Source organism: Stutzerimonas sp. C6.4V, from assembly GCF_058536345.1.
Window position 1 is genome coordinate 879,574 of the sequence record NZ_JBZUBM010000002.1, and the last position, 21,300, is coordinate 900,873.

At 62.0% G+C, this 21,300-nt stretch carries 22 protein-coding genes and 1 other RNA gene; 14 read left to right on the plus strand and 9 right to left on the minus strand.

From position 1 onward, the window contains the following. Window positions 1–34: 34 nt before the first annotated feature. A complete protein-coding gene (locus AC4LFW_RS19900) occupies window positions 35–1,297 on the minus strand; it encodes a murein hydrolase activator EnvC family protein (RefSeq protein WP_491821385.1) in 1,263 nt (420 codons plus the stop codon). Between the two features lie 150 nt (window positions 1,298–1,447). Continuing rightward, the gene (gpmI, locus tag AC4LFW_RS19905) at window positions 1,448–2,983 is read right to left on the minus strand and encodes a 2,3-bisphosphoglycerate-independent phosphoglycerate mutase (RefSeq protein ID WP_491821387.1); all 1,536 of its coding nucleotides are present in this window, start codon (window positions 2,981–2,983) and stop codon (window positions 1,448–1,450) included. A 143-nt stretch (window positions 2,984–3,126) separates the two neighbouring features. Here gpmI and AC4LFW_RS19910 point away from each other — a divergent pair, with 143 nt between their 5' ends. From AC4LFW_RS19910 to secB, 3 genes are all read left to right on the plus strand, one after another. Further along, on the plus strand, window positions 3,127–3,540 hold the full coding sequence (locus AC4LFW_RS19910; RefSeq protein ID WP_491821389.1) for a rhodanese-like domain-containing protein: 414 nt from the start codon (window positions 3,127–3,129) through the stop codon (window positions 3,538–3,540). Window positions 3,541–3,542: 2 nt separating this feature from the next. Continuing rightward, the gene (gene grxC / locus AC4LFW_RS19915; protein ID WP_491821391.1) at window positions 3,543–3,797 is read left to right on the plus strand and encodes a glutaredoxin 3; all 255 of its coding nucleotides are present in this window, start codon (window positions 3,543–3,545) and stop codon (window positions 3,795–3,797) included. A gap of 80 nt (window positions 3,798–3,877) precedes the next feature. After that, window positions 3,878–4,372, plus strand: a complete 495-nt coding sequence (gene secB, locus AC4LFW_RS19920) for a protein-export chaperone SecB (protein WP_491821393.1) — start codon at window positions 3,878–3,880, stop codon at window positions 4,370–4,372. A gap of 70 nt (window positions 4,373–4,442) precedes the next feature. Here the strand turns inward: secB and AC4LFW_RS19925 are convergent, their stop codons facing one another. Further along, window positions 4,443–5,420, minus strand: a complete 978-nt coding sequence (locus AC4LFW_RS19925; protein ID WP_491821395.1) for an NADPH:quinone oxidoreductase family protein — start codon at window positions 5,418–5,420, stop codon at window positions 4,443–4,445. A 182-nt stretch (window positions 5,421–5,602) separates the two neighbouring features. On the opposite strand from AC4LFW_RS19925, the gene AC4LFW_RS19930 reads away from it, so the two are divergent. Further along, complete coding sequence (locus tag AC4LFW_RS19930; protein ID WP_491821397.1) at window positions 5,603–6,010, plus strand: flagellar basal body-associated protein FliL; 408 nt, start codon at window positions 5,603–5,605, stop codon at window positions 6,008–6,010. A 30-nt stretch (window positions 6,011–6,040) separates the two neighbouring features. On the opposite strand, the gene AC4LFW_RS19935 is transcribed toward AC4LFW_RS19930, so the two are convergent. Continuing rightward, window positions 6,041–6,490: an EVE domain-containing protein gene (locus AC4LFW_RS19935; protein WP_491821398.1), complete on the minus strand. Its 450-nt coding sequence runs from the start codon at window positions 6,488–6,490 to the stop codon at window positions 6,041–6,043. 194 nt (window positions 6,491–6,684) lie between these two features. On the opposite strand from AC4LFW_RS19935, the gene AC4LFW_RS19940 reads away from it, so the two are divergent. Continuing rightward, window positions 6,685–6,834 (plus strand): hypothetical protein, encoded by a 150-nt coding sequence (locus AC4LFW_RS19940; protein ID WP_491821400.1) that lies wholly within the window; start codon window positions 6,685–6,687, stop codon window positions 6,832–6,834. 49 nt (window positions 6,835–6,883) lie between these two features. Here AC4LFW_RS19940 and AC4LFW_RS19945 read toward each other — a convergent pair whose 3' ends face one another. The 4 genes from AC4LFW_RS19945 to AC4LFW_RS19960 all read right to left on the minus strand — a co-directional run bounded on the left by AC4LFW_RS19945 (window position 6,884) and on the right by AC4LFW_RS19960 (window position 8,225). Continuing rightward, window positions 6,884–7,486 (minus strand): 5-formyltetrahydrofolate cyclo-ligase, encoded by a 603-nt coding sequence (locus tag AC4LFW_RS19945; protein ID WP_491821402.1) that lies wholly within the window; start codon window positions 7,484–7,486, stop codon window positions 6,884–6,886. A gap of 6 nt (window positions 7,487–7,492) precedes the next feature. Then, window positions 7,493–7,671, minus strand: a non-coding RNA gene (gene ssrS, locus AC4LFW_RS19950) — 6S RNA. Window positions 7,672–7,704: 33 nt separating this feature from the next. After that, window positions 7,705–8,019, minus strand: coding sequence for a cell division protein ZapA (locus tag AC4LFW_RS19955; protein WP_491821404.1), 315 nt, complete (start codon window positions 8,017–8,019; stop codon window positions 7,705–7,707). Beyond that, window positions 8,016–8,225, minus strand: a complete 210-nt coding sequence (locus AC4LFW_RS19960; RefSeq protein WP_491821406.1) for a TIGR02449 family protein — start codon at window positions 8,223–8,225, stop codon at window positions 8,016–8,018. Before AC4LFW_RS19960 ends, AC4LFW_RS19955 begins: the two co-directional genes overlap by 4 nt. A 123-nt stretch (window positions 8,226–8,348) precedes the next feature. Here AC4LFW_RS19960 and AC4LFW_RS19965 point away from each other — a divergent pair, with 123 nt between their 5' ends. The 9 genes from AC4LFW_RS19965 to gcvP all read left to right on the plus strand — a co-directional run bounded on the left by AC4LFW_RS19965 (window position 8,349) and on the right by gcvP (window position 20,296). Next, on the plus strand, window positions 8,349–8,903 hold the full coding sequence (locus AC4LFW_RS19965) for a YecA/YgfB family protein (protein WP_491821408.1): 555 nt from the start codon (window positions 8,349–8,351) through the stop codon (window positions 8,901–8,903). A 13-nt stretch (window positions 8,904–8,916) separates the two neighbouring features. Beyond that, window positions 8,917–10,248, plus strand: coding sequence for a Xaa-Pro aminopeptidase (pepP, locus tag AC4LFW_RS19970; RefSeq protein ID WP_491821410.1), 1,332 nt, complete (start codon window positions 8,917–8,919; stop codon window positions 10,246–10,248). 3 nt (window positions 10,249–10,251) lie between these two features. Continuing rightward, window positions 10,252–11,430 carry a 2-octaprenyl-6-methoxyphenyl hydroxylase gene (gene ubiH / locus AC4LFW_RS19975; protein WP_491821412.1) on the plus strand — a complete coding sequence of 393 codons (1,179 nt, stop codon included), beginning with the start codon at window positions 10,252–10,254 and terminating at the stop codon, window positions 11,428–11,430. Window positions 11,431–11,566: 136 nt separating this feature from the next. Beyond that, a complete protein-coding gene (locus AC4LFW_RS19980; protein ID WP_491821414.1) occupies window positions 11,567–12,787 on the plus strand; it encodes a 2-octaprenyl-3-methyl-6-methoxy-1,4-benzoquinol hydroxylase in 1,221 nt (406 codons plus the stop codon). Window positions 12,788–12,886: 99 nt separating this feature from the next. Then, the gene (locus tag AC4LFW_RS19985) at window positions 12,887–13,888 is read left to right on the plus strand and encodes an extracellular solute-binding protein (protein ID WP_491821416.1); all 1,002 of its coding nucleotides are present in this window, start codon (window positions 12,887–12,889) and stop codon (window positions 13,886–13,888) included. A 118-nt stretch (window positions 13,889–14,006) separates the two neighbouring features. Continuing rightward, window positions 14,007–15,623: an ABC transporter permease gene (locus AC4LFW_RS19990; protein WP_491821418.1), complete on the plus strand. Its 1,617-nt coding sequence runs from the start codon at window positions 14,007–14,009 to the stop codon at window positions 15,621–15,623. 150 nt (window positions 15,624–15,773) lie between these two features. Next, the gene (gcvT, locus tag AC4LFW_RS19995) at window positions 15,774–16,856 is read left to right on the plus strand and encodes a glycine cleavage system aminomethyltransferase GcvT (protein ID WP_491821420.1); all 1,083 of its coding nucleotides are present in this window, start codon (window positions 15,774–15,776) and stop codon (window positions 16,854–16,856) included. A gap of 69 nt (window positions 16,857–16,925) precedes the next feature. Further along, window positions 16,926–17,315, plus strand: coding sequence for a glycine cleavage system protein GcvH (gene gcvH / locus AC4LFW_RS20000; RefSeq protein WP_491821422.1), 390 nt, complete (start codon window positions 16,926–16,928; stop codon window positions 17,313–17,315). 104 nt (window positions 17,316–17,419) lie between these two features. Next, window positions 17,420–20,296, plus strand: coding sequence for an aminomethyl-transferring glycine dehydrogenase (gene gcvP, locus AC4LFW_RS20005; protein WP_491821423.1), 2,877 nt, complete (start codon window positions 17,420–17,422; stop codon window positions 20,294–20,296). A 174-nt stretch (window positions 20,297–20,470) separates the two neighbouring features. Here the strand turns inward: gcvP and yihA are convergent, their stop codons facing one another. Beyond that, entirely contained in the window at window positions 20,471–21,112 is a 642-nt protein-coding gene (gene yihA / locus AC4LFW_RS20010) for a ribosome biogenesis GTP-binding protein YihA/YsxC (RefSeq protein ID WP_491821425.1), read from the minus strand. Window positions 21,113–21,300 lie beyond the last annotated feature (188 nt).

Sequence of the window (21,300 nt, forward strand, 5' to 3'; positions counted from 1 at the left end):
TCCAGTTGTTAGGGGCGCGCTAAGCCGATTCGGGCTATCCCTGCGCACGGCACCATTGTGCAGGGTCGGTCGGGCGACCCTGTTGGCGAATGGCGAAATACAGCGCAGCAGCTTCCTGCCCGCCGCTGGTTCCTACGGTGGCGATTGGGTCGCCCGCCTTGACGATATCCCCTGCATCACGCAACAGACTCTGGTTGTGGCCGTAAAGGCTCAGATAACCATTGCCATGGTCGAGGATGACCAGCAGTCCGGCGCCCCGCAACCAGTCGGCAAATACCACGCGACCACCGTGGACGGCTCGAACCTGGCTGCCGACACTGGCACCGATCAGCACACCGTCCCACTTGGTTCGAGCATCGCCGCCACGCGGAGTGCCATAGCGTGCAACCAATCTTCCGTCGACCGGCCACGGCAGCTTGCCCTTGGCCTTGGCGAAAGGGCCTCCGAAGTTGCCCCCAGCGCTTGAAACCACGGGCCCGGTTGCCGGCGACGAAGAACTGCGGTCGGCCTGCTGCTGGCGTGCCTGCTCTTCACGGGCCAGCGCCAGTTCGCGCTGGCGCTGCTGCTCAGCTTCGCGAGCCTGACGTGCAAGGGTTTCCTCGATGGTCTTGAGCACGCGCTCCAATTGAGCCTGCTCCTGCTGCCGGGCCTTCAGCTTCTGATCGCGGCTGGACAGATCCTTGTCGAGCTTGGCCAACGCCAGTTGCCTTTCCTTGCGAACATCGGCCAGTTGAGCGCGACGCTGCTGAAGTCCTTCCTGTTGCTCAGCCAGTTCTGCCTGCTGCGCCTGGATGCCAGCCTCGACATTGGCGAGCTGGCTGAGTGTTTCATTGAAGTCTTCAACTTGCTCGAAACGAGCCTTGCTTAGGTAGTCGTAATAGGTGAGCGTGCGGCTGAACTTCTCCGGATTCTGCTGGTTGAGCAACAGCTTGAGATACTCTTGGCGACCGCTCTGATAGGCGGCACGCGCCTGAATACCGATCAGCCGCTGTTGCTCGAGACGCGCACCTTCAAGCGTGGTTTTTTCGTCATTGAGACGGTCGAGCTCGGCCTCGCTGCGATCTATTTCCTGCTGCAGCGAATCGACCTGCTTTTCCAGTTCGCCCATCTCGCTTTCAGTGGTCTGCAGCTGCTTCTGGACGCTGCTTTTCTCCTGCTCGATCTGTTTGAGCAGTTTCTGTAGCTCTGCAACATCCTTGCGGGCCGCTTCGATCTGCTTGCGAGCATCGGCGCGTTCATCCGCCATGGCTGGGCCAAGCAGGAACAACAGTGCGAGAAAGAGAAATATACGGGGCATGGAAAGGCGTAACCGAGAGTTCAACGACCGCCGTAGTATGCCTAAAAAAGCGGCTGGAAGCTTGAAGGCCAGAGCTTGGACCGACAGCCTGGCTTCCAGCTTCCAGCTTCCAGCTTCCAGCTTCCAGCTTCCAGCTTCCAGCTTCAGCGATCAGCTCAGTTCGACAATCGAGCGTCCGGTCATCTCCCCCGGTACCGGCATGCCCAGCAGGGTCAGCATGGTTGGCGCCACATCGGCGAGTACGCCACCTTCGCGGATCCTCAGGGCGCGCTTGCCGACATAGATGAACGGCACCGGCTCGCAGGTATGCGCGGTGTGCGCCTGGCCCGTCATGACATCTTCCATCTGCTCGACATTGCCGTGGTCGGCCGTGATCAGTGCTTCGCCGCCAACCTTGTCCAGTGCTTCGACGATACGGCCGACGCATTTGTCCAGGCATTCCACGGCCTTGACCGCAGCATCGAACACACCGGTATGACCGACCATGTCGCCGTTGGCGTAGTTCACGATGATCACGTCGTAGCGCTGGTGCTCGATGGCATCCACGATCCGATCAGTTACTTCGGGTGCACTCATCTCCGGCTGCATGTCATAGGTCGCTACCTGTGGAGACGGAATCAGGATTCGTTCTTCGCCTTCGAAGGGCTCTTCGCGACCGCCGGAAAAGAAGAAGGTAACGTGGGCGTACTTTTCCGTTTCGGCAATGCGCAACTGGGTCTTGCCATTGTTGGCCAGGTACTCGCCCAGCACGTTCGTCAGCGCTTCGGGGGCAAATGCACTTGGAGCGGGAATGCTTGCGGCGTATTGCGTCAGCATCACGAAGCCAGCCAGCTGTGGAACACGGGCGCGCTGGAACTCGCTGAAGCCAGGCTCGACGAAACAGCGAGTCAGCTCGCGGGCTCGGTCGGCGCGGAAGTTCATGAACACCACGGCGTCGCCGTCCTCGACACGTACCGGCTCGCCAACGGTGGTGGCCTTGACGAACTCGTCGCTCTCGCCGCGCTCGTAAGCGGCGATCAGACCATCTACTGCATAGTCGGCGTGATGCTCAGCCTTGCCATCGACGATCAGGCTGTAGGCCTGCTCGACTCGGTCCCAGCGGTTGTCGCGGTCCATGGCGAAGTAGCGGCCGATCAGGCTGGCGACGCGGCCCTTGCCCAGGCGGGTAAAGGTGGCCTGCATCAGTTCGATGGAATGCTGGGCGCTTTTTGGCGGGGTATCGCGGCCATCAAGGAAGGCGTGCAGGTAGATCTTCTCCGCGCCGCGCCTGACGGCCAGTTCAGCCATGGCCACCAGGTGGTCCTGGTGGCTGTGAACGCCTCCGTCGGACAGCAAACCGAGGATATGCACGGCCTTGCCGGCTGCGACGGCCTTGTCGACTGCTGCGCAGATATTCGGATTCTCGAAGAAGTCGCCGTCCCGGATGGACTTGGTGACCCGCGTGAAGTCCTGGTACACCACCCGGCCGGCACCCAGATTCATATGGCCGACTTCGGAATTGCCCATCTGCCCGTCCGGCAGACCCACATCCATCCCGCTACCAGAGATCAGTCCGTGCGGCTGGCTGGCCAGCAACCGGTCGTATACCGGCTTGTTGGCAGCATGGATGGCATTGAATTCGGGACTTTCACTGTGTCCGAAGCCGTCGAGGATAATCAGTACCAGGGGTTTGGGCGCGGCGGGCATGTGTATGGCTCCTTGCACAAGGGTCGCGAAAAAAAGGCGGCCAGTCTAATTGTTGGCCCGTTGGGCGTCACGATTCGCAGGGTTCAGCCTGGTGGGGGGGCTGTGTATACTGGCCCGCAGTTTATCCCCCGGGTACCCTTTTGATGGTCGCTAACCTGATTGAATTTGTCTCTAACCACTATGTTCTGGTCAGCATCTTTCTGCTGCTGCTGGTTCTTCTCGCCGTTACCGAGGCGCGCAAGGGCGGAAAGAGCCTGAGCAATCGCGAACTGACCGGACTGGTCAACCGCGACGAAGGCGTGGTGTTGGACGTGCGCGCGAAGAAGGAGTTCGACGCCGGTCACATCGTCGACTCATTGAACATTCCCTACGAGAAGCTGGTCAGCCGACTGGGCGAGCTGGAAAAGCACAAGGGCAAGACCATCGTTGTGGTCGATGCCATGGGCCAGCACGCCGGAACGGCCTGCCGTGAGTTGCAAAAGGCGGGCTTCACTGCCGCCAAGCTAGCCGGAGGGATTTCCAGCTGGCGCGGCGAGAATCTGCCAGTGGTCAAATAACTATGCCCAACGTCGTCATCTATACCACCGCCTGGTGCCCGTTCTGTATCCGCGCCAAGAGCCTGCTCGATCGTAAAGGCGTCAAGTACGAGGAGATTCCGGTCGACGGAAAGCCTGCGTTGCGTTCAGAGATGGCCGCCAAGGCCGGGCGAACCTCGGTGCCGCAGATATGGATCGGTGACGAACATGTCGGCGGTTGCGACGAGCTGCACGCGCTGGAACGGGCGGGTCGACTGGATGCGATGCTGAAGGCCTGATCCGATAGAAGCGCCCGGACGCGGTCAGCTGAACTGGCGGACGGGACGACACAAACACGATATGCACAGGAAGGCTTTACATGACTGAACAAGCAAACAACGGCGCCGCCGCGGGTCAGGAAGAGCAGGGCGCACAGTTTTCCCTGCAGCGGATCTACGTCCGCGACCTTTCTTTCGAAGCGCCGAAGAGCCCGGAGATCTTCCGCCAGGAATGGAATCCCAGCGTTGCGCTGGACCTGAACACCAAGCAAAAATCCCTCGAAGGTGATTTCCACGAGGTTGTTCTCACGCTGTCGGTGACGGTAAAGACCGGTGAAGAAGTCGCTTTCATCGCTGAGGTCCAGCAGGCCGGGATCTTTCTGATCAAGGGCCTCGAAGCGCAGGCCATGAGCCACACCCTTGGCGCCTTCTGCCCGAACATCCTTTTCCCGTATGCCCGCGAGGCGCTGGACAGCCTGGTGACCCGTGGCTCTTTCCCTGCGCTGATGCTGGCTCCGGTGAATTTCGATGCGCTTTATGCGCAGGAGATGGCGCGCATGCAGCAGAATGGCGCCGCGCCGGCCACTGCGCACTGACAGTGTCCCGTTTCTCCTGAGCAAAGCTCGAGGTGGATGCCAGTAGATGACGTCCACCTCGAGCTTTGCGCTAGCGTACCTTTACGACCAATTTTCCCACCGCCTTGCGCTGCCCCAGGGTGGCGATCGCCTGGGCCGCCTGCTCGAGTGCGAAAGTCTGCGAGACCAGCGGTTTCAATTTGCCCTCTGCGTACCAGGCGAACAGCTGTTTGAAGTTGGCAGCGTTGTCGTGGGGCTGGCGTTGGGCAAAGGCGCCCCAGAACACACCTACAAGCGAGGCGCCTTTTAGCAACGGAAGGTTAGCCGGGAGGGAAGGGATGTCTCCCGCCGCAAAACCAACGACCAGCATCCTGCCATTCCAGGCGATGCTGCGAAACGCTTCTTCGAAGAGCTTTCCACCGACCGGGTCGTAGATCACGTCAACACCCTGGCCGCCGGTGAGATCCTTCAGTCGCTCCCTGAGACTGGTTTCGCTGTAGTTGATCAGCTCATCCGCTCCCGCTTGCTTGGCTACTTCAAGCTTCTCGGCTGTCGAGGCAGCGGCGATCACCTTGGCGCCCATGGCCTTGCCGATTTCGACAGCTGCAAGACCGACGCCGCCTGAGGCGCCCAGCACCAGCAGCGTTTCTCCCGGTTGCAGCTGGGCACGTTGCGTCAGGGCATGCATCGAGGTGCCATAGGTCATGCTGAATGCTGCGGCCGTATCGAAGTCCATTTCGGGTGGCACTGGCAGGACATTGTGCCCTGGTACCGCGACCTGCTCGGCGAAACTGCCCCAGCCGGTAAGCCCCATGACCCGATCACCAACCTTCAGATGGGTAATCTTCTCGCCAACCGCTGCGACGACGCCCGCTGCCTCGCCGCCGGGGGAAAACGGAAACGGTGGCTTGAATTGATATTTCCCTTCGATGATCAGGGTGTCCGGGAAGTTGACACCGGCTGCATGTACATCGAGCAGCACCTCGCCCTTCTTGATTTGCGGGCTTTCGCATTCTTCGACGACGAGTCGTTCGGCTGGGCCGAACTCTTTGCACAGAACAGCTTTCATCGAGATTCCTTTGTTTTCGTGACCGGAAGGAGTCGGGCTCTCGCCCGGTTTGTCGTTCAGTCTAGAAGGCTGCCCTGCTGGCGCAACGAGCATGGTCGGCTCTGATGACAGCACATAAGGTCGGGCTTGGGTCTGCTCCTGGCTCTGGGTATGCTGGCGTCTGAAATCCTCGGAGCAGTCCCGTGAAGCGCATCCTTTTTTTCTGCCTGGCCCTTGGCCTGGCCCTCCCTGCCCTCGCCAATTCCCCTGCGCCCGCAGAGGAGGCCGCCACCAAGACCATCTATTACGGCCTGGTGCCGGCTCTGGTAGGCAACTACGGGTCCGACGGCAAACTCAAATACTACAAGGCCGATGTGGCGCTACGCGTGACCGGCAGCGAGGCAGAAGCCAAGGTCAAGCATCATGAGCCGCTGATTCGCAATCAGTTGGTCATGCTGTTCTCCCAGCAGACCGATGCGAGTCTCGGCTCTGTCGAGGCCAAGGAAGCGTTGCGTCAGGAAGCGCTCAAGCAGGTACAGGCGGTGCTGGTCCAGGAGGAAGGCAAGCCGCTGGTCGATGATCTGCTGTTCAATAACCTGATCATTCAATGACCTGAGGCGGCATCGGTGGCCCGGGCTGTTTCAGCGCAGGGCGAGAACGGCCTGCCACTCCACCTCGGTGACCGGCATGACCGACAGCCGACTGCCTTTTTTCACCAGTGACATCTGCCCCAGGGCTGGCTGGGCCCTCAGTTGCGCGAGGGTCAGCGTCGCTTCAAAGCGCTCGACAAAACCGACTTCGACCGCGCTCCATGGATTGCTCGCTTCGTCTGCCTTTGCATCGTAATACGGACTCGTTGGATCAAGCGCGGTCGGGTCCGGGTAGGCGCTGCGCGTGATCCTGCCGATGCCGGCGATGCCCGGCGTCGCGCAACTGGAGTGGTAAAAGAAAAACAAGTCGCCCTCGACCATGGCCCGCAGGAAATTGCGCGCCTGATAATTGCGCACCCCGTCCCAACGACCATGGCCCAGATCCTGTAGGTTCTGAATCGAAAACTCATCGGGTTCGGACTTCATCAGCCAGTACGGCATGGTGTTTGCTCGTCTTGATTTGCTTGGAGGGTTCTCAAGCGAAATTCCCCGACAACCGGTCGCAACGCCAGTTTGCGGAGGGCCGAGTCATAGCGGAGAATGCCGCGCTTGAGGTTGGCATTGTCGAGTCTGAAAAACGAAAACGATACTGGCTCGAAGTAAATCATTCGCCTGGCAGGGGGAGGCGAAACATCATGAAACGTAAGCCAGATATTCTTTGGATATTGGTGTTGGTCTTTGGTCTCGGCGTAGTCACCACCGGCTACACACAGGGCCTCTGGGAGCAGTCAGGGGATCCGTCCTCGATGGTCCCGATCAGTCACTCTCAGCAGCTTCAGCGCTGATCGAGTGTGCCGCATGGAAGCGGCAGCGTCACTTCCGCGTCCTCCCGCCTCAATTCTCATACCATCGCAGATCCGTCACCGTGGCGTGCAAGCTTACATCCCAGCGTTCCAGGGGAAGCTTGTCGACCTTCTGGCACTCATGGGCCAGCCCTAGAAGTGTCGGTTTGTGACCATTTTTGCGCCTGCTGCGGTACGCCAGGCTGCGATCATAGAAGCCGCCGCCCATTCCCAGGCGCCCGCCGCTCTCGTCAAAGCCCACCAGCGGCATCAACACCAGATCCAGCGTCCAGACCTTTCGCTGCCGTGACGGCCGGTAGACCGGCTCGGCGATGCCAAAGCGGTTGGGCCTCAGTGATTCGTTCGGCATGAGCCGCTGGAATACCATGCGTGTCCTTGGCCATGCCTTCAGAACCGGCAGATAGGTACGCTTGCCGCGGCGTTGCGCAGCCAGCAGTAGCGGGCGCGGATCTATTTCGCCATCGTTGGGCAAGTAAAGGGCGATGTCTTTTGCCCGGCGAAATACCGGGTGCTGAGAAAGCTGGCGATAGAGCTTTCGGGCCGCCAGCCGTTGCTGTGAGGGAGAGAGCAGGCGACGTGCCTGACGAAGCTGGCGCCGTAGCGCCGGGCGTGAGAGGCCTTCGGCTACGAGCATGAAATGAGGCTCCCCAGCATGCCGCTGCCCGCGTAGGCCCTTGAACCCGAGAGTTCAAGGTGGCGACTACAGAGTACCTTAAGGCTTTCCGTCAGGCGGACATGCACACCGGCACTACGTGTAGCCTCCATGGTGTTGCTTATCGGGAGAGGGTCATCGCCGACTGGCGAACATGCCAGGGAGTGGGCGGGATTATAACGCAATCTGCTTACCGTTCATCAGTTGCCAGTCGGGTTTGGATCGGCGGCGAGCGCGCTGTCGACCCGCTCGAGCAGAGTCCGTACGTGCTCGCGGGCGCTGTTGGCCTCGGCATCCAGGCGGTCATGCTTGTGCAGCAGTTCATGGGTGATGTTGAGCGCCGCCATCACGGCGACGCGATCGGCTCCGATGACCTTTCCGCTGCTGCGGATCTCCCGCATCTTGCGGTCCAGATAATTCGCGGCGCCTTCCAGGTTGCGGCGCTCCTCGGGCGGGCAGGAAATGCAATATTCCTTGTCCATGATATGCACGGTAACGGTGTTCGGCTGGGTCATGAGTCCTGCTCCAGGGCTTTCAGGCGCGAAATCATCGCTTCGACCTTCACGCGTGCCATTTCGTTCTTCTCGATCAGATGAGCGCGTTCTTCGCGCCATGCCTGCTCGCCATGCAATAGCAGGCGATTCTGGGCCTTGAGCTGCTCGATGCGCTGTATCAACAGTTCTAGCTTGCTGGTCAGCAATTGCAGATCGGCGTCTTCCATTGGCTTCCTGATAGATGGCGAGTGGCTTGGGTGGGCCGGCTTCGATGGTCTTGGCTCGTACGCCGATGCTAGGATACGAGGCCTTCATTCTAGACATTAGCGCCACTGTGCGCCTAGCAGCCAATGCCCACTCAGAACTCTCCTTATGCGGCTTTTGCCACGTTACTGGCCAGCAGCGCCCAACCCGTCACCCCAGCCGAACTGCACGGCCTGCTGCTCGGACGCAGCTGCGCCGGAGCCGGTTTCGAGGTCGAAGCCTGGATTGCCGATGCAGCCGAGGTGCTTGGCGGCGAGCCCGAAGCTCCGGTCCGCCAGGCACTCGTAGGCCTTCAGGAAATGGTCAAGGGCGAGCTCGGTGGCGATGACATCGCCATCGTCCTGTTGCTGCCTTCCGATGAGGCGTCGCTGACCGAGCGCGCCCTGGCCTTGGGCCAATGGTGTCAAAGCTTTCTCACGGGCTTCGGTCTGGTCGCCGGGGATCGAGCGTTAAGCGCCGAGGCCATGGAAGTGCTGCAGGACATGGCGGCCATCGCCCAGGTGCAGGATTCGCTGGAAGAATCCGAGGACGGCGAAACCGACTACATGGAGGTCATGGAATACCTGCGCGTGGCGCCACTGCTGCTCTTCAGCGAATGTGCCAAGCCGCTGCCGCCGACCGCCAAGCCTTCCCTGCATTGAGGACCGCCTGCCCATGACCCGCATCCCCAGAACGGAATACGCTCGTCGTCGCAAGGCGCTGATGGCGGAGATGGAGCCCAACAGCATTGCGATCCTGCCGGCGGCGCCGATGTACATCCGCAATCGGGACGTGGAGCACATCTACCGCCAGGACAGCGATTTTCAGTACCTGTCCGGTTTTCCCGAGCCGGAGGCCGTGATTGCGCTGATCCCGGGACGCGAGCATGGCGAGTACGTCCTGTTCTGCCGTGAGCGCGACCCGGCGCGCGAGCTGTGGGACGGCTTGCGTGCCGGGCAGGATGGCGCCGTGAGCGAGTACGGTGCGGATGATGCGTTTCCGATCGGTGACATCGATGACATCCTGCCGGGGCTGATCGAAGGGCGGTCGCGCGTGTACTACGCCATCGGCAGCAACCAGGAGTTCGATCATCGCCTGATGGAATGGATCAATACGATCCGCTCCAAGGCCCGCCAGGGTGCCCAGCCACCAAACGAGTTCGTGGCCCTCGATCATCTACTGCATGACCTGCGGCTGTACAAGTCAGCAAATGAAGTGAAGGTCATGAGGCATGCGGCGGAGATTTCGGCGCGTGCGCATATCCGAGCCATGCAGGCCAGCCGCGCTGGGCTGTATGAGTACCACCTCGAAGCCGAGCTCGATTACGAGTTCCGCAAGGGCGGGGCGAAGATGCCGGCTTACGGCTCCATCGTCGCGGCGGGCAAGAATGCCTGCATCCTGCATTACCGCGAAAACGATGCACCGCTCAAGGACGGCGACCTGGTACTGATCGACGCCGGTTGCGAAATCGATTGCTATGCCAGCGATATCACGCGCACCTTCCCGGTCAGCGGGCGCTTCTCAGCGGAGCAGAGGGCTATCTACGAGCTGGTACTGGCCGCCAATGAAGAGGCCTTCAAGCACATTGCTCCAGGCCGGCACTGGAACGAGGCGCATGAGGCAACGGTGCGCGTCATCACCGCAGGCCTGGTAAATCTAGGCTTGCTCAAGGGCGAGGTCGACGAGCTGATTGCCGCCGAAGCCTACAAGCCCTTCTATATGCACCGGGCCGGCCACTGGCTGGGCATGGATGTTCATGATGTTGGCGACTACAAGGTCGGCGGCGAATGGCGAGTGCTCGAGCCGGGCATGGCGATGACCGTGGAGCCTGGCATCTACATCGCTGCCGACAATGCCGAGGTGGCGAAGAAGTGGCGTGGGATCGGCGTGCGCATCGAGGATGACGTAGTGGTGACCAGGACTGGCTGCGAGATCCTGACCGGCGGCGTGCCCAAGGCCGCCGATGAGATCGAAGCCCTGATGGCTGCCAGTCGCGAGGTGGCCTGAAGCATGGCGACGCTGGCCATCATCGGTGGCGGCCTGGTCGGGGCGAGCCTGGCGCTGGCCTTGCAGAAGGGGGCCAAGGCACGAGGTTGGACGATCCTGTTGATCGAGCCGTTCGAGCCCGGGCACCACTATCAGCCCAGCTACGATGCACGCTCCACCGCGTTGTCCCACGGCACCCGCCTGATCTATCAGCGCCTCGGGGTCTGGGAGCAGATCGCCAAACGTGCCGAGCCGATCGCCGATATCCATGTGTCGGACCGCGGTCGCCCTGGTGCCGCACGCATGAGCGCCCGCGGTGAGCGGGTGCCGGCCCTTGGTTATGTTGTGGAGAATGCGTGGATTGGCCATTGCCTCTGGCAGGCGCTGGATGACGACGTGGTGGTGCGGCACTGCCCTGCTGAGGTCGAATGCATGCAGCCCGTGGCGGGCGGTTATCAGCTGACACTGGCCGGTGGTGCCCAGCTCGATTGCGAACTGGCGGTATTGGCGGACGGCGGGCGGTCGGCCCTGCGCGAGGGGCTGGGCATCGATATTCGCCGCTCTCCCTACGGGCAGTCTGCATTGATTGCCAACGTGACGCCTGGTAAGGCCCATGGCGGTCGGGCCTTCGAACGATTTACCGATGACGGCCCCATGGCGCTGCTGCCGTTGCAGGACAACCGCTGCGCCCTTGTCTGGACACGTCCGCAGGCGGACGCGGCGCGGCTGGCTGCGTTGAGTGGCCAGCATTTCATCGAGGAGTTGCAGCAGGCGTTTGGCTTCCGTCTGGGCGGGTTCCGGCAGGTTGGTGTACGTCACCTTTACCCCCTGATGCTGATCGAGGCCGAGGAGCAGGTGCGCTCGGGGCTGGTCGTGCTCGGCAACGCGGCACACAGCCTGCATCCGATTGCCGGTCAGGGCTACAACCTTTCGCTGCGTGACACCGATGCGCTTGCTGCAGTCTTGCTGGCCAGCTCTGCGCCACTCGGTGATCTGGCCGTGCTGCAGGGCTACCACAATCGCCAGCGTGCGGATCAACGATTGACCGTCGGCTTTTCCGATCAGCTGACGCAGTTGTTCGGCGACTCGGGGCGGTTGGCCATTGCCGGTCGCAACATCGGATTGGTGGCGCTGGACCTGCTGCCACCGGCCAAGGGCTGGTTTGCGCGCCAGGCCATGGGGTTGGGTGTGCGCGAACTGTGAGTTCACGCGTGCAAAGCAAATACCTGCCCAAGCTGCACGCCGAGCTGTGTGATGCGCAGGGCATGCTCATCGCCCGGCTTTGCAAGACCCTCTACGTACGCCGCAGGCCGTCGGCTCGCCCCTCAGGAGAGAAATGATGCAAGCAGACCTCATCATCGTTGGTGCCGGGATGGTTGGAAGCACGCTGGCCCTGGCACTGCAGGCGTCGGGGTTGAAGATCAAGCTGATCGACGCCGGCCCGCTGCACGCGCAGCCATTCTCCACCGAAGATGCGTTCGAGCCTCGAGTCAGTGCGCTATCGGCGGCCAGCCAGCGCATCCTCCAGCGGGTCGGCGCCTGGTCGGGCATCGTCGAGCGGCGTGCCAGTCCCTATACCGACATGCATGTGTGGGATGGCTCCGGCACCGGGCAGATTCATTTTTCGGCGGCATCGGTGCATGCCGATGTGCTCGGCCACATCGTCGAGAATCGTGTCGTTCAGGACGCCCTGCTCGAGACTCTGCAGGCCAGCGGTTCAGTCGAGCTGATCGCCAATTCCCGTCTGGAACAGGTGCATCGGGACGGCGCCTGTTGGCAGCTGACGCTGGCAGACGGGCGGCAGCTCAGCACGCCGCTGCTGGTCGCGGCCGATGGTGCCAATTCGGTCGTACGCCGTCTGGCCGGCTGCGAAACCCGCGAGTGGGATTATCTGCATCACGCCATCGTGACCAGCGTGCGTTGCGCCGAGACGCATCAGCGCACGGCCTGGCAGCGGTTCACGGACGATGGCCCGCTTGCGTTCCTGCCGTTGCAGCGTGCCGGTGACGAGCACTGGTGTTCGATTGTCTGGTCGGTCACCGAGAGCGAGGCCCAGCGTCTGATGGGTCTCGGCGATGTGGCGTTCTGCCGGTCACTTGGGCGCGCCTTCGAGTATCGCCTGGGCGAGGTGCTGCAAGCTGACCCACGCCTGTGCATTCCCTTGCGCCAGCGCCATGCCAAACGCTATGTGCAGCCCGGGCTCGCCCTGGTTGGCGATGCGGCCCATACCATCCATCCGCTGGCTGGGCAGGGGGTCAACCTCGGCTTGCTGGATGTGGCGGTTCTGGCTGAAGTGCTGCTTGCAGCGCACGCTCGCGGCGCCGAGCTCCGTGATCAGCGCGTCCTGGCTCGTTACGAGCGGCGGCGGATGCCGCGCAACCTCGCCATGATGGCGGCCATGGAAGGCTTCGAGCGGTTGTTCCAGGCCGACCACCTGCCGCTGCGCTGGCTGCGCAACGCTGGTCTCCGGGGCGTCCAGGCACTGCCTGAAGCCAAAGCATTGTTCGTCCGGCAGGCACTTGGGCTGACTGGCGATCTGCCCGAGCTGGCTCGTATATAGGTCGACACTTGTAATGCCTTGCACCACATGCCGCATTGAGAAAGCAAATAGGATTCACTACTATTTGAACCCTTTCGCTCATCTACAAGAGGCTGATCCATGCAGGCAAGCAAAGGTTTACTCGCCGCCCTGGCCCTGACCACGCTATCGGGCGTCGTGCAGGCTGCCGACGAAGTGGTGGTCTATTCCTCGCGGATCGATGAACTGATCAAGCCGGTGTTTGACGCCTACACCGCCAAGACCGGCGTCGGCATCAAGTTCATCACCGACAAGGAAGCGCCGCTGATGGCGCGCATCAAGGCAGAGGGCGAAAACACGCCAGCGGACCTGTTTCTGACGGTCGATGGCGGCAACCTCTGGCAGGCCGAGCAGATGGGTATCCTCCAGCCGCTGAACTCCCAGGTTGTGAAAGACAACATTCCCGCACAGTACCGCTCTTCCGCCGACGCCTGGACAGGCCTGTCGCTGCGGGCACGAACCATCGTCTACTCGACCGAGCGTGTGCAGCAAGACGAGCTGAGCACCTACGAAGCTCTGGCCGACGAGAACTGGGAAGGGCGGCTTTGCCTGCGTACCAGCAAGAAGGTCTACAACCAGTCGCTTACCGCTACCCTTATCGAAACCCATGGCGCGGAAAAAACCGAAGAGATCATCAAAGGCTGGGTCGACAACCTTGCCACTGATGTCTTCGCTGACGACACGGCCCTGATTCAGGCCGTAGACGCCGGTCTGTGCGATGCAGGTATCGTCAACACCTACTACTTCGGCCGCCTGCATGCGCAGAATCCGGATCTGAAAGCCAAACTGTTCTGGCCGAATCAGGAGGGGCGTGGCGTTCACGTCAACCTGTCGGGTATCGGCCTGACCCGGCATGCGCCGCATCCCGAGGCCGCACGCAAGCTGGTCGAGTGGATGACCACCCCTGAGGCACAGAGCATCTTTGCCGACGTCAACATGGAATTCCCGGCCAATCCTGATGTGAAGCCTTCGCCTGAGGTCGCAGCCTGGGGCGAGTTCAAGGCTGACACCATTCCGGTGGAAGTGGCCGGCAAGCGACAGGCCGAGGCCATCAGGCTGATGGATCGCGCTGGCTGGAACTGAGGCTCGGCAGCAAGTCATAGGCTTCTGGCACAAGCCCGACGCTTGCAGCCTGCTGTACCGTTATACTCGACGCCCCCGGCTTGCTGGGGGCGTCGTCTTTTCTGCTTTCGAGGCATGCGTGTCCCACCCTGTCGAGCGCCGCTGGTACCCCATCACTTTTCTGATCGCCGGCCTGGTCTTGCTGCCGTTGAGCGTGCTGCTGTTCAGCTGGAGCGATATCGACACCAGCATCTGGTCCCATCTCTGGGAGACCCAGATGCCACGGTTGCTGGCCAATACCCTGACGCTGATCATTGGCGTCGGGATAGGGGTGGTGCTGCTGGGTGTCAGCCTCGCCTGGCTGACCTCCCTGTGCGAGTTTCCCGGCCGCCGCTGGCTGGACTGGGCCCTGATGCTGCCGTTCGCCATTCCCGCCTACGTCCTGGCCTTTGTCTTCATCGGCCTGCTGGACTTTTCCGGCCCGGTACAGACCCTTGCGCGAGAATGGTTCGGCAGCGGCATACGATTTCCCAGGGTCCGCTCCACAGGCGGCGTAATTGCCGTGCTGGTGCTGGTGTTCTACCCCTATGTCTATCTCCTGGCGCGCTCGGCTTTCATTGCCCAGGGCAAGGGTTTGATGGAGGCGGCCCGCGTGTTGGGGCAGTCGCCCTGGAAGGCGTTCTGGAGCGTGGCCCTGCCAATGGCGAGACCGGCCATCGGGGCCGGGCTGGCCTTGGCGATGATGGAGACGCTGGCCGACTTCGGCGCCGTCGCAGTGTTCAATTTCGATACCTTTACCACGGCCATCTACAAGACCTGGTATGGCTTCTTCAGCCTGACCACAGCCACTCAGCTGGCCAGCCTGCTCCTGCTCGCGGTCGTGCTGGTGCTCTATGGCGAACGCCGCGCGCGCGGTGCGGCGCGGCCGGCCAACGACCGAGCCAGGTCGGCTGCGCTGTATCGCCTGCGCGGTTTCAAGGCGTTTGCCGCCTGTGCCTGGTGTGGACTGGTGTTTCTCTGCGCTTTCGTCGTCCCGGTCCTGCAATTGCTGGTCTGGCTCTGGCAGCGTGGTCGCTTCGACCTTGACGATCGCTATGCCGGGTTGATCGTGCATACGCTGTATCTGGGCGGGCTGGCCGCCGCCATCACCGTTGCGGTGGCGCTAATGCTGGCGTTCGCCCGGCGCCAGGCGCCGGTACGCCCGGTCCGGGCGGCGGTGGGGCTGGCCAACCTGGGTTACGCCTTGCCTGGATCCGTGCTTGCCGTGTCGATCATGCTTGCCTTCAGCTACCTGGACCGCGAGCTGGTCATTCCGCTTTCCGGTTGGCTGGGTGGAGCAGGCAAGCCGGTTTTGCTGGGCAGCCTTGGCGCCTTGCTGCTGGCCTATCTGATTCGCTTCATGGCGGTCGCGTTCGGGCCGCTGGAAAGCGCATTGGCGCGGATTCGGCCCTCTCTGCCCCAGGCCTCACGGAGTCTTGGTGTCGGCGGAGCCGCCCTGTTTTTCCGGGTGTACCTGCCGCTGCTGCTGCCGGGCACACTGAGCGCCGCGTTGCTGGTGTTCGTCGATGTGCTCAAGGAGATGCCGGCCACGCTGCTGTTGCGGCCGTTTGGCTGGGACACGCTGTCAGTGCGTATCTTCGAGATGACCAGCGAGGGGGAATGGGCGCGGGCGGCCCTGCCTGCGCTGACCCTGGTGCTGGTCGGCCTGCTGCCGGTGATCCTGCTGATCCGGCGCTCGGCGCGTCGGGTTGGCTGAAGGTATGAGCAAAACAGCCATCGCCTCACCGTGACCTGTTTCGCCCTTGGGGCTACAATGCGCGCCACTCAAAATACGTCGGGCCCCGCTGCCCGGCTCTAACAAGCTGTTCTACCGCCGCTTCGGCGACCTGCCCGGAAGGAGACATCCATGGGTCAGCGTACTCCCCTCTATGATCAGCACCTCGCACTTGGCGCCAAGATGGTCGATTTCGGCGGCTGGGACATGCCGTTGCACTACGGCTCCCAGGTCGAGGAGCATCATCAGGTGCGGCGTGACTGTGGAGTGTTCGACGTCTCCCACATGACCGTCGTCGACGTGGCGGGTAACGATGCCAAGCTCTATCTGCAAAGGCTGCTGGCCAATGACGTCGGCCGTCTGGGCCAGGTCGGCAAAGCCTTGTATAGCGCCATGCTCAACGAGCGCGGCGGGGTCGTCGATGACCTTATCGTCTATCTGACCGACCTGGGCTATCGCCTGGTTGTCAATGCAAGCACGCGCGACAAGGACCTGGCCTGGATGCGTGCGCACGCTGAAGGCTTCGCCGTCGAGGTGACCGAGCGGCCTGAGCTGGCGATGCTGGCAATCCAGGGGCCTAATGCGCGATCCAGGACGGCTGAGCTGGTCAGCCAGCCGCGCGCTGCGCTGATTCAGGAGCTCAAGCCATTCAATGGTCAGGCGGCCGGTGACTGGTTCATTGGTCGCACCGGCTACACCGGTGAAGATGGCCTGGAAATCATTCTGCCGGCCGAGCAGGCACCGGACTTTCTCAGTGAGCTGGTGGGTGCGGGTATCGCGCCGATCGGGCTGGGTGCGCGCGACACCCTGCGCCTCGAAGCCGGGCTCAACCTCTACGGCCAGGACATGACCGAAGAGGTCTCCCCGTTGCAGGCCAACATGGGCTGGACCGTAGCCTGGGAACCATGTGAGCGCGACTTCATCGGCCGCGCCGCGCTGGAGGCGGAACGCGCCCTGGCCGATCGACAGAAGCTTGTCGGACTTGTGCTGGAGGAGCGTGGCGTGTTGCGTGCCCACCAGGTGGTGAGGGTAAACGGTGCGGGCGAAGGTGAAATCACCAGCGGCAGTTTTTCGCCTACCCTTGGAAAGTCCATTGCCCTGGCGCGCGTCCCCGCAGGGACCGGCGACCGGGCGGAAGTGGAGATTCGCGGCAAGTGGTATCCCGTGCGTGTGGTGAAACCGACATTCGTGCGTCACGGCAAGGTACTGGTATAAATTCGGCCCAGCGCTTTCATGGGCCACTGAGCAGCCGGCCCAGTCCATCGACAGTTTGAGGATCAACGAATGAGCAATATCCCCAGCGATCTGCGTTACGCCGCCAGCCACGAGTGGGCCCGTCTGGAAGAGGACGGCAGTGTCAGCGTAGGGATCTCCGATCATGCCCAGGAAGCACTGGGCGATGTGGTCTATGTCGAACTGCCGCACGTCGGCCAGCAGCTCGCAGCAGGCCAGCAGGCTGGCGTGGTGGAGTCGGTAAAGGCAGCTTCGGACATCTATGCCCCGATTGCAGGCGAAGTGATTGCAATCAACGAGCAGCTCAGCGATTCCCCCGAGGCGGTCAACAGCGAGCCTTATGGCAGCTGGTTCTTCCGGCTGCAGCCGAGCGATGTCGCGGAATTGGACAAGCTGCTCGACGCGGATGGCTACAAAGCCTCCTGTGACGCCGAAGCCTAAGCGTTCCTTCCCAAAACCCCGCGATGCTGGGCTTGTGAAAACCTGGTGAATCCGTTTTCGCAGAATCCTGTCCCGGGGTTTTCCTTTTTTCGAGAGAAGCAGTGATGTCCCAAGTGCCGCGCCTTTCCCAGCTCCAGCAACCTGACGCCTTTCTGCGTCGCCATCTCGGCCCTGATGCGGCTGAACAGCAGGCCATGCTGGATGCGCTTGGCCTGGCCAGTCGTGACGAGCTGGTCCGGCAGACCGTGCCGCCGGCGATCCGGCTCGAGGGAGAGCTGCAACTGCCGGCGGCGCTGGACGAACAGGACGCACTGACACGGCTGCGCAGCTACGCCGAGCAGAACCAGCTCTGGACCAGCCTGATCGGCATGGGCTATCACGGCACCGTCACGCCACCTGTGATCCTGCGCAACGTGCTGGAGAACCCGGGTTGGTACACCGCCTATACGCCCTATCAGCCGGAAATTGCGCAGGGACGTCTGGAGGCGCTGCTCAACTTCCAGCAGCTGACCATCGACCTCACCGGACTCGATCTGGCCAACGCATCGCTGCTCGACGAGGCGACGGCAGCGGCCGAAGCGATGACGCTGGCGCGGCGTATGGCCAAGAGCAAAAGCAACGCCTTCTTCGCCGACGAAAACTGCCATCCGCAAACCCTTTCGGTGTTGAAAACGCGCGCCGAAGCCTTTGGTTTCGAGCTGGTCATCGGCGCACTGGACGATATCAGCGAACAGGACGTGTTCGGTGCGCTGCTGCAGTACCCCGACACCCATGGTGAGATCCGCGATCTGCGTCCGGCTATCGATGCGCTGCACGCCCGGCAGGCGCTGGCTTGTGTGGCTGCCGACCTGCTCAGCCTGCTGCTGCTGACGCCGCCGGGTGAACTCGGTGCCGACGTGGTGCTTGGCTCGACTCAGCGCTTTGGCGTGCCCATGGGCTACGGTGGCCCGCACGCGGCCTACTTCGCCACCCGTGATGCCTTCAAGCGCGCCATGCCGGGCCGGATCATCGGTGTATCCAAGGACGCCCGCGGCAACACTGCGCTGCGCATGGCGCTGCAGACCCGCGAGCAGCATATCCGTCGCGAGAAGGCCAACTCCAACATCTGCACGGCACAGGTGCTGCTGGCAAATATCGCCAGCTGCTATGCCGTCTATCACGGGCCTGAAGGGCTCAAGCGCATTGCCCAGCGTACCCATCGGCTCACATCGATCCTGGCCAGCGCGCTGGAGCGGCACGGCATCAGGCGCGTCAACAGGCATTTCTTCGATACGCTGACCTTGGAAGTAGGCGGCGCGCAGACTGCGATCCTGGAAAGTGCAGGTGCGGCGCGGATCAATCTGCGCATCCTTGGCCGCGGCAAGCTGGGCGTCAGCCTCGACGAAACCTGCACCGAGCAGACCGTGAACCAATTGCTGGCGGTATTCCTCGGAGCGGATCACGGACTCAAGGTCGCAGACCTGGATGCCGGCGAGATTCCCAGCGGCATCCCCGCCGAGCTGCAGCGCAGCAGCGAATACCTGACCCATCCGGTGTTCAATACTCATCACAGCGAAACCGAGATGCTGCGCTACCTCAAGCAGCTGGAGAACAAGGACCTGGCTCTGAACCAGGCGATGATCCCGCTCGGTTCCTGCACCATGAAGCTCAACGCCACGAGTGAGATGATTCCCATCACCTGGCCGGAATTTGCCAATCTGCACCCCTTCGCGCCCCAGGAGCAGGCCCAGGGCTACAAACTGATGATCGACGAGCTGGAAGCGTGGCTCTGTGCGATCACCGGTTTCGATGCGATCTCCATGCAACCCAACTCCGGCGCGCAGGGCGAATACGCCGGCCTGGTCGCCATCCGCAAGTACCATGAGAGCCGCGGCGAAGGTCAGCGGGATATCTGCCTGATTCCATCCTCGGCCCACGGTACCAATCCGGCCTCGGCGCAGATGGTCAGCATGCGCGTCGTGATCGTCGAGTGTGACAAGGCAGGTAACGTCGACCTGGAGGACCTCAAGCGCAAGGCTGCCGAAGCCGGTGATCGGCTTTCCTGCCTGATGATTACCTACCCCTCCACCCATGGCGTGTACGAGGAAGGCATTCGCGAGATCTGCGAAGCGATTCATGCCCAGGGTGGCCAGGTGTACATGGACGGTGCCAACCTGAACGCCCAGGTGGGTCTGGCGCGACCGGCAGATATCGGTGCGGACGTCTCGCACATGAACCTGCACAAGACCTTCTGCATTCCCCACGGCGGTGGCGGCCCGGGCATGGGGCCGATCGGCATCAAGGCGCACCTGCTGCCTTTCGTTTCCAACCATCCGGTAATCGAGTTGCAGGGCCCGAACCCCGAGAACGGTGCGGTCAGCGCAGCGCCCTGGGGTAGCGCCAGCATCCTGCCGATCAGCTGGATGTACATCGCAATGATGGGGCCGCAGCTACGCGACGCCACGGAGGTCGCCATCCTGAGTGCGAACTACCTGGCGATGCGCCTCGGTGAGGCTTTTCCCGTCCTCTATAGCGGCCGCAACGGACGAGTGGCTCATGAGTGCATCATTGATCTGCGGCCACTCAAGGCCAAGACCGGGATTTCCGAGGAGGACGTCGCCAAACGCCTAATCGATTACGGCTTCCATGCGCCGACCATGTCCTTTCCGGTACCCGGCACGCTGATGGTCGAGCCGACCGAGAGCGAGTCCAAAGCGGAGCTGGACCGGTTCGTCGAGGCGATGTTGAGCATCCGCGCGGAGATCGCCAAGGTTGAAAACGGAGGTTGGCCTGCCGAGGACAACCCGCTGGTGCGCGCGCCCCACACCCTGGCAGATGTTACCCATCTGTGGGATCGCCCATACAGCATCGCCGAAGGGGTGACGCCAAGCGCACATACCCAGGCACACAAGTACTGGCCGGCGGTCAATCGAGTCGATAACGTTTTTGGTGACCGGAACCTGTTCTGTGCCTGTGTGCCGGTCGAGGATTATCGGAGTTGAGCGGCAAGCTTCAGGTCAGGGTGACGGCGCATAAGCAATGTAGGGCCTGAGCTTGAAGCTTGAAGCTTGAAGCTTGACGCACGAGGCTGACGTGGGTGGATGCTGTTGTTGCATCCACCTCCGCATTGCCAGGTGTATCGGTGAAGCGTGACCCACTCCCGGGGTTGCTGGGTTTCAGATCTGCTCTTGCGCGTCCTCGTCCAGCATTCCGAGCAACTGCGCCAGCACCAGCTGGGCCTCCTCCACGCCCTGACGCTTCGGTGCGGAGAAGAGCTGCATGCTGACGCCGTCGCCCCAGCCCTTACGGACATCCCGTCCGATTGCCAGCAGGGCATTCTTCGCCGCGCCGAATGCAAGCTTGTCGGACTTTGTCAGCAGGATATGCAGCGGCATCTCGCTGGCGTTGGACCAGTCGAGCATCATCCGGTCGAATTCGGTGAGCGGGTGGCGGATGTCCATCATCAGAAAGACGCCAGCCAGGCTTTCACGGCTGCTCAGGTAGGCTTCCAGATGGCGTTGCCAGTGCTGCTTCAGCGGGATCGGTACCTTGGCGTAGCCATAGCCGGGAAGATCGACGAGGCGGTGATGTTCGTCGAGGCTGAAGAAGTTGAGCAGCTGGGTGCGTCCGGGTGTCTTCGACGTGCGGGCGAGGCTTGCGTGGGTCAGGGTGTTCAGTGCACTGGACTTGCCTGCATTGGACCGGCCGGCAAATGCGACTTCCAGGCCCTCGTCTGCCGGACATTGGTCGACCTTGGCGGCGCTGGTCATGAAGGTGGCTTGCTGGCAGAGGCCGAGGATCGGGTTTTTCGGGGGCATGGGCTTTCCGGTAGGTGCGCAGGGTGCGGCAATGGTTCATTTCCGTTTCAGTAGCGCCAGTATATAATGCCGCAGATTTTGTGTGCGCTTTGGTCTGAAACGACCGTGGTTTGCAACAGCAATATTGGCTTCCTTAGGAAGCGGAAGATGAGGATTACCCCGCCTGTTGCGGATCGATAACACATGCG